This window comes from Pseudomonas sp. HMSC067G02, assembly GCF_001813485.1.
Taxonomy (GTDB): Bacteria; Pseudomonadota; Gammaproteobacteria; order Pseudomonadales; family Pseudomonadaceae; genus Pseudomonas; species Pseudomonas aeruginosa.
On sequence record NZ_KV812634.1, the window covers coordinates 1 to 459 of the forward strand.

Below are 459 nucleotides of genomic sequence, written 5' to 3' on the forward strand. Positions count from 1 at the left end.
CGCCTTGCGATCCAGCTTGCCGTTCGGACTCAGCGGCATCCGCTCCAGCGCCAGCCACTGCGCCGGCACCATGTATTCCGGCAGGCTCGCCGCCAGGTGCGCGGCCAGCGCTTCGCGCCAGTCGCCGCCCTCGCTCTCCAGCACCACGTAGCCGACCAACTGCCTGCCGTCCACCGCCAGCACCGCCGCCTCGCGCACCCACGGATGCTCCAGCAGGCGCGCCTCGATCTCGCCCAGCTCGATGCGCAGGCCGCGCAGCTTCACCTGGTGGTCGATCCGCCCGGCGTACTCGATCACCCCGTCGGCGCGGTAGCGCGCCAGGTCGCCGGTGCGGTACATCCGCTCCCCAGCCACGAACGGGCTGGCGACGAAACGCTCGGCAGTCAGCCCCGGACGCTGGTGGTAGCCACGGGCCAGGCCCCGGCCGGCCAGGTACAGCTCGCCGAGCACGCCCACCGG

1 protein-coding gene is annotated in these 459 nt (G+C 73.2%); it reads right to left on the bottom strand.

Translation table 11 applies throughout. The annotated features are described in order from the left end of the window. A partial coding sequence (locus HMPREF2914_RS06565; protein ID WP_139148197.1) for an AMP-binding enzyme occupies window positions 1-459 on the bottom strand: 459 nt, incomplete at both ends.